The organism is Acinetobacter sp. AG1 (assembly GCF_001005525.1).
GTDB classification, from domain to species: Bacteria; Pseudomonadota; Gammaproteobacteria; order Pseudomonadales; family Moraxellaceae; genus Acinetobacter; species Acinetobacter modestus.
In genome coordinates, this window is sequence record NZ_LBMZ01000111.1 from 81,169 (window position 1) to 88,741 (window position 7,573).

Here is a 7,573-nt window from a genome sequence, read left to right on the forward strand (position 1 = left end):
ATTGTTCTAATATTTTTTAGAAAAAAACCGACCAATTTAGTCTTTTTTTAATATTTTCTAAGTAAAAACCCTTGTAATTTTTGAAATGCACATCACTATAAAAAACATGGCAACACCGTTGTCACTCATTAGGAGTGCCCATGTCTGAATATATTTTAAATAATGAATCAAGCTTAGAGCCACAGGTTCCAAGTGTATTACCACTATTAGCATTACGTGATGTTGTGGTCTATCCACACATGCAAATTGCGCTATTTGTGGGTCGTGAAAAATCGATCAATGCAGTGGATGTGGCTCGTAACGGTGACAATTTAGTATTTGTAGTTGCGCAAAAAGATTCGCTTACAGAAGAAATTGATCACGATAACCTCTATCAATATGGAACTGTGGCTAAAATCGTACAAGTCGTAAATCATGAAAATGATGAAAACTGCATTAAAGTACTGATTGAAGGTCTGCATCGTTCTAAATTAGAGCGGATTATTGATGGTGAAGAATACTTGACTGCTGAGCACAGCCTCAGTCCAATTACATTACCATTGGATGAGGAAGCTCAAGCAACTCGCTTAAACGAATTGCGTACCCTATTCGCTCAATATGCTGAAGCGAAATTACGCAATGCACGCGAGCTTGTTGCAGCAGCAAATAAAATCGAAGACTTATTACAATTAATGTTCTTTGTTGCAACTCGTGTACCTTTAAATATCGAAGTGAAACAAAAGTTTTTAGAGCACGACGAGTTTGAAGCGCATTTGCAAGAGTTGATGAGCTACTTGATGAATCAATCTGCTGAACAGCAAATTGAACAAACGTTGCATGACAGTGTTAAACGTCAGATGGAAAAGAATCAACGAGAATACTTTCTAAATGAAAAAATGAAAGTTATTCAACGTGAACTTTCTGATATGAACGGCGGTGCTGAAGATGACGTTGCGGAAATTGAAAAACGTCTTGCTGAAGCAGATTTGCCTGAACATGTACGCAAAAAAGCTGAAGCTGAGTTTCGCAAACTAAAAGCAATGCAACCTGCATCAAGCGAAGCTGCCGTTGTTCGTAACTATTTAGAAGTCATTTTAGATACACCTTGGAATAAGGCGAGCAAAGTCAGCATTAACTTAGCGAAAGCACAAGAGATTCTTGATGAAGATCACTACGGCTTAGATGACGTCAAAGATCGTATTGTTGAATATCTTGCAGTGCAATCTCGTGTGAAAAAACTCCGTGGTCCTATTCTTTGTCTAGTTGGTCCTCCAGGTGTGGGTAAAACATCACTTGGTGAATCTGTTGCCAAAGCAACAGGTCGTGAGTTTGTTCGCATGGCGCTTGGTGGTGTACGCGATGAAGCTGAAATCCGTGGTCACCGTCGTACTTATATTGGTGCGATGCCGGGTAAAATTGTACAGTCTTTAACAAAAGTTGGCGTGAAGAACCCTCTGTTCTTACTCGACGAAATTGACAAGATGGCACAAGACTACCGTGGCGATCCTGCATCAGCATTGCTTGAAGTACTTGATCCATCACAAAACAGTAAGTTCAACGATCATTATTTAGATCTCGATCTTGATCTTTCAGAAGTCATGTTCATCTGTACTGCGAACAGCATGAATATTCCTGAAGCCTTGCTGGATCGTATGGAAGTCATTCGTCTTCCGGGTTATACAGAAGATGAAAAAGTGAATATTGCTGAACGTTACCTTGTTCCAAAAGCAATTAAGAACAATGGTCTACGTACAAAAGAATTGACTGTTCACGAAGAAGCAATCCGTGACATCGTACAACGTTATACACGTGAAGCGGGTGTCCGTAGCCTAGAGCGTGAAGTGTCTAAAATTGCACGTAAAGTGGTGAAAGAAGCTGTTAGCAAGAAGTCTAAAAACTTACAAGTTGATGTCACTTCTGCCAATCTTCCTGAATACCTAGGTCCGCACAAATTTGACTTTGGTATGGCTGAAGATGAAGCACAAGTCGGTCGTGTAAATGGTTTAGCTTGGACTTCGGTAGGTGGTGAATTGCTTACTATTGAAGTTGCAGCCGTGAAAGGTAAAGGTAAATTTATTACAACGGGTTCACTCGGTGATGTGATGAAAGAATCGATTACTGCTGCAATGACTGTGGTTCGTACTCGTGCTGATGAATTAGGTATTGAAGCTTCACGTTTTGATGAAACTGATGTTCACGTTCACTTACCTGAAGGTGCAACGCCAAAAGATGGTCCATCTGCTGGTCTAGCTCTCACAACTGCGCTTGTATCAGCATTTACAGGTATTGCGATTCGTCCAGACATTGCGATGACAGGTGAAACGAGTCTAGGTGGTCGTGCGATGCGTATTGGTGGTCTAAAAGAAAAACTTCTTGCAGCTCACCGTGGTGGAATTAAATTAGTTTTTATTCCGCAAGATAACGTTCGTGACTTAGCCGAGATTCCGGACAATGTAAAAGAAGGCTTAGAAATCAAAGCTGTAAAAAGTATTGATGAGATCTTACCTTTAGCATTGACGGATACGCCGAAGCCTTTACCTAAAACACCTATTGTTAAACCAGTAGAAGAAGCAAAGGCTGCGCGTCATTAAACAAGTAAGTAGATGAAAATTAAAGAGAGCTTCGGCTCTCTTTTTTTGTTACATAATTTGATTGAAAAACAACCAATATATTGCATAATAAAATAGAGTCGATAAAAATAAAGATGAAGCTTGACTCAGTGAACCCATTTTTTAGTGTCATCCGAACTCCAGACTGATGACACTTTGATCGCAGCTCAAACGCAATTTTGAGCTGCGTTTTTTATGCAACATAATCAATAAATACACTTTCAGCAGCTATTCCCTTTCATGCTGATCACTATCCATAAAGAACACCGTTTATAATAGGTGTAATTTCTCGATCTATTTATTCTATGAAAATTCGTATTCTGACTATTGGTCAAAAAATGCCTGCTTGGGTGCTCACTGGATTTGAAGACTATTTCAAACGCATTCAACCTTTTGTACAAACTCAAGTAATTGAACTCCCGATGGCAAAACGAGGCAAAAATGATTCCGAAGCAGATATTTTAAAATATTGTCAAATTGAAGGTGATAGTATTTTAAATGCACTTAAACCCAATGAAACATTAATTGCCTTAGAAGTTGGTGGTCGAGAACTCAGTACAGAAAAACTAGCAGATACCATGAAACAATGGATGCTTGAAGGCAATGATATTGCTCTTGCGATTGGGGGTCCTGACGGACATTCAGATGCAGTGCGTAAAGCAGCAGCTTGGCATTGGTCTCTTTCTAAATTGACCATGCCACATCCAATGGTTCGTATTCTACTGATTGAACAACTTTATAGAGCGATGAGTATCAATCATAATCATCCTTATCATCGCGCTTAAAATTGTTCTGATTATAGAACAATCTGTTGATATTTAATGGCTGTCATTGTTCCCATGAATTTGTCACGATAATGATGTATTTCTAATCAGGTGCTTATCTATGAATTTCCAGACTTTACCCGGATTATTTATTTCTCATGGTTCTCCCATGCTCGCACTTGATCCTGAACAAGTAGGTCCTGCATTGCATCGTTTAAGCAATAATTTACCAAAACCTCAAGCAATTATTGTGATGTCTGCTCATTGGGAAAGCCAAGCGCTAGAAGTGAGTACTTCAACTCGAGCTCAAACGTGGCATGATTTTCGTGGCTTCCCCCCTGAACTTTATGAGATCCGTTATCCTGCTGCGGGCGCTCCAAAACTTGCTGAGGAAATACTGACTCTATTTGCAGAAGCAGATATTCCTGCACATGCAAATAGCACGCGACCACGAGATCACGGTGTATGGATGCCTTTATTGCATATGTATCCAGAAGCCGATATTCCTGTGATTGAAATTTCCTTACCCATCGAAATGAATGCTGAGCAAATTTACAAAATCGGGCAAGTTTTAGCACCTTTACGTGAACAACAAATTTTATTAATTGGTTCTGGTAGCATTACCCATAATCTCTCTGAACTTTCATGGCATGCAGATGCTGAAGTTCCAATATGGGCAAGCACATTTCGAAATAGTGTAGTTAGTAAACTGAACCATCAAGATTATGATGCTGTACTTGACTGGCCATCTTTACCCTACGTGCAACGAAATCATCCTACCCTTGAACATTTTGCACCATTATTCTTTGCAATGGGAACAGGTCATCGTTTTAGTATCGTGCATAGTAGTTTTTCAATGGGATCATTAGGTATGGATATTTATCGTTTTGATTAAAAACCAAGCATCATATTTTTCAAATGGCTTACTTATATTTGAGTAAGTCATTTTCCAAATTAATTTTCTTAAAATTTACAAATAGATACATTTAACGAACTTAATCCATAAACTGATTACATTTTATTTTTTTAAGAATACTTTAAGCTTATGACTGTTATTTATTTACTGTTGTTTGACTATGAAAATTAAATATTTAGTTCTTGCCTTATTACCGCTCTCTTTGATGGCGTGCCAAACTGTACAAAATGTAACTGATAATGTTATTTCTCAAATTAATACAACTGCAGCAAAAAACTTAACTGAATATAATTGGACTTATCAAGGTTCAAAAGCATCAAAACCTTTAGTTTTATCTTTCGATGATAATCAACGATTATCTATTCAAACTGGTTGTAATAATCAAGGTGGGACTTGGAAAGTTGAAGGTAACACCATTGTAACCTCACCACTGGCATCAACAATGATGGCGTGTGCGGATGATTTAATGCAACAAGAACGCTTATCTGCTGATATTTTTAGTGAGAAAAAAGTTCCTTTCTCACTCAGTACCCAAAATGATCAAGCAATCTTGACGGTAACTGATAGTAAAGGACAAAAACATGTATTTACAGGAAGCAAAATCGTGAATACGAGTGTGTTAACAAACTATACTTGGTCATATCAACCTACTGATACAAAAAAACCAATCGTATTAAGTTTCTTAGCTAATGATCGTTTATCTGTAGACACTGGTTGTAACCGCTTAAATACCTCATGGAAAATTGAAAATGGTTCAATTGTTACAGGTAACGGCGCTTCAACAATGATGGCATGTGAACCAGCGCTGATGAAACAAGAGCAATTTGCAGGTACACTTTTACAAAAACGTAAAGTTCCATTTGAAATCAATGCAACAAATTTAGACCAGCCAAGCTTAACTTTAAGCGATGCAACCGGTCAAAAATATACATTCCTTGGTAAAATGACAGCTGAAGCAAAATACCAGTCTGAAGGTAAAATCGTTTTCCTCGAAATTTCACCACAAACTAAATCATGTACTGGTGTAGCACCGCAAACTTGTATGCAAGTTCGTGAAATTAAATATGACGATAAAGGCATCAAAACATACGCTGATAAAAATTGGTCACTTTACTATGGTCAAATCGAAGGTTTTGAACATAATCCAAACCAACGTGTGATCGTTCGAGTTAAACGTTTCGACATTAAAAACCCTGCTGCCGATCAATCAAGTATTGCAGATGTATTAGATATGGTGGTTGAACAAGAAATTGTGAAAAAACCATAATTTTAGTCAGCTAAATAAAAAATCCGATGTTTCAACATCGGATTTTTTTATGGAAATCCCCTCTTTATTAAAGCGGGAGTTTAGGAGACCCTTAATAAATACCCTGCGCGAGAATGGCATCTGCTACTTTGACAAAACCAGCAATATTCGCACCATCAACATAATTGACAGTACCATCTTCTTTGGTCCCATATTTTAAGCAATTGGCATGAATATCTTTCATGATGGCATGTAAGCGTTCATCGACTTCACCATGTGTCCAACCGAAACGTAACGCATTTTGAGACATCTCAAGACCAGAAGTTGCAACTCCGCCTGCATTTGATGCTTTACCTGGTGCATACAAAATCTTAGCTGCGATAAATTGTTCAACTGCGTCCAAAGTAGATGGCATGTTGGCTCCTTCTGCAACACACATCACACCATTTTCTAGTAATAATTTTGCATCTTCTGCACCTAGCTCATTTTGAGTGGCACAAGGTAATGCGATATCAACAGGAATATGCCAAGGGGTTTTACCCTCAAAATATTCAAAACCATGCTTCGATGCAAACTCTGAAATACGTCCACGCTTGATATTTTTCAGCTCCATCACTTCGGCAAGTAATGCATCAGTGAAACCATTTTTTACAAAAACAGTGCCATTCGAATCTGACAGACTCACCACTTTTGCACCTAAAAACATAGCTTTTTCAGCAGCAAATTGCGCTACATTCCCCGAACCCGAAATCGAAACCGTTTTTCCTGCAAAGCTATCACCACGAGTTTTCAGCATTTCTTCAGCAAAATAAACAGTGCCATAACCAGTCGCTTCTGGACGCATTAAACTTCCGCCAAAAGAAATACCTTTGCCTGTAAAAACACAAGCCGTATCATTACTCAGCTTTTTCATCATCCCCGCCATGAAGCCTACTTCACGACCACCAACCCCAATATCACCTGCTGGAATATCGGTATTTGATCCTAAATGACGATATAACTCCAACATTAACGCTTGGCAAAAACGCATAATTTCAGCTTCTGACTTTCCTTTTGGATCAAAGTCTGAACCACCTTTACCACCACCCATAGGGAGAGTCGTTAATGCATTTTTAAAAGTTTGCTCAAAACCCAAAAATTTTAAAATCGATAAATTTACTGAAGGATGAAAACGCATGCCACCTTTAAATGGCCCAATCGCTGAATTAAATTGAATCCGAAAAGCTCGATTCACATGAGTTTGACCTTGGTCATCCATCCACGATACACGAAACTGAATAACACGTTCAGGCTCAACCAAACGCTCTAACAAACCGTATTGAGCATATTTAGGATTTTTCTGTATAAAAGGCCATAAACTCGTCATGACCTCTTCTACTGCTTGTAAAAACTCAGGTTGATATGGATCTCTAGCTTTAACATACTCCAAGAAATCATTTAAGCTATCGTATTTCAACTCTCACCCCCAGATAGTGATTTAATTTAGTGCAAAAAATGCACCAAAATAGAATATTAAACACATTTAATACCCTTTCTGATCAACTCTCAACCCAATCTTCATAAATAATATTTTTTATTATTTTAAATCAATATTTTAAATTTAAAAATATTCGTTATTTTTATAATAAATATTCAAAAAAAAGCTTAAATCAGCGTTTAACTTAGTAATAAGACATCAGAAATAATTCAAAATACAAAATTTAGCACCAAAATAAAACAATGTTGGCACCATAAAATCGCAAAAAAGTCTATCAAAGTAGATTTAAACAACGATTTCCGCCGATTAAACTATTCTTTGCTATAATAGCGATACTGTTTTTATCCTATCTTCTTTCATGTCAGTTTCAGCACAACAACTCTCTCTTATCGTTCAAGTAGACCAACTTTTACCACAAACGCAATGTGGTTTATGTGGACATCGTGATGGTTGTTTACCTTATGCAAAGTCGATCGTGGAAGGTGAAGATGCAAACAAATGCGTTCCAGGTGGACAACCCGTTGCAGACGCACTTGCGACATTATTAAAAAGACCAACAATGATTGCGGAACCGAGTGTTTG

Annotated in this window: 5 protein-coding genes and 1 pseudogene; 5 read left to right on the plus strand and 1 reads right to left on the minus strand. The window is 37.9% G+C overall.

Annotated elements, in window-relative coordinates; all coding sequences use genetic code 11:
- Window positions 1–140 precede the first annotated feature (140 nt).
- The 4 genes from lon (at window position 141) to AAV96_RS09755 (ending at window position 5,535) form a co-directional block, all read left to right on the plus strand.
- Entirely contained in the window at window positions 141–2,570 is a 2,430-nt protein-coding gene (gene lon / locus AAV96_RS09740) for an endopeptidase La (RefSeq protein ID WP_005217590.1), read from the plus strand.
- 323 nt (window positions 2,571–2,893) lie between these two features.
- Window positions 2,894–3,373: a 23S rRNA (pseudouridine(1915)-N(3))-methyltransferase RlmH gene (gene rlmH / locus AAV96_RS09745; RefSeq protein ID WP_004663191.1), complete on the plus strand. Its 480-nt coding sequence runs from the start codon at window positions 2,894–2,896 to the stop codon at window positions 3,371–3,373.
- Between the two features lie 100 nt (window positions 3,374–3,473).
- Window positions 3,474–4,247 carry a DODA-type extradiol aromatic ring-opening family dioxygenase gene (locus AAV96_RS09750; protein ID WP_046739158.1) on the plus strand — a complete coding sequence of 258 codons (774 nt, stop codon included), beginning with the start codon at window positions 3,474–3,476 and terminating at the stop codon, window positions 4,245–4,247.
- Window positions 4,248–4,428: 181 nt separating this feature from the next.
- The gene (locus tag AAV96_RS09755) at window positions 4,429–5,535 is read left to right on the plus strand and encodes an META and DUF4377 domain-containing protein (RefSeq protein WP_046739159.1); all 1,107 of its coding nucleotides are present in this window, start codon (window positions 4,429–4,431) and stop codon (window positions 5,533–5,535) included.
- A gap of 91 nt (window positions 5,536–5,626) precedes the next feature.
- Here AAV96_RS09755 and gdhA read toward each other — a convergent pair.
- A pseudogene (gene gdhA / locus AAV96_RS09760) lies at window positions 5,627–7,010 on the minus strand (NADP-specific glutamate dehydrogenase).
- A gap of 339 nt (window positions 7,011–7,349) precedes the next feature.
- Here gdhA and AAV96_RS09765 point away from each other — a divergent pair.
- Window positions 7,350–7,573, plus strand: a 224-nt coding sequence (locus tag AAV96_RS09765; protein WP_046739161.1) for an RnfABCDGE type electron transport complex subunit B, incomplete at its 3' end; no start/stop codon positions are given.

Excerpts from the sequence above, each read along its gene's own strand:
- rlmH (WP_004663191.1), top strand. The coding sequence starts at position 2,894 with ATGAAAATTCGTATTCTGACTATTGGTCAAAAAATGCCTGCTTGGGTG.
- lon (WP_005217590.1), top strand. The coding sequence starts at position 141 with ATGTCTGAATATATTTTAAATAATGAATCAAGCTTAGAGCCACAGGTT.
- AAV96_RS09755 (WP_046739159.1), top strand. The coding sequence starts at position 4,429 with ATGAAAATTAAATATTTAGTTCTTGCCTTATTACCGCTCTCTTTGATG.
- AAV96_RS09750 (WP_046739158.1), top strand. The coding sequence starts at position 3,474 with ATGAATTTCCAGACTTTACCCGGATTATTTATTTCTCATGGTTCTCCC.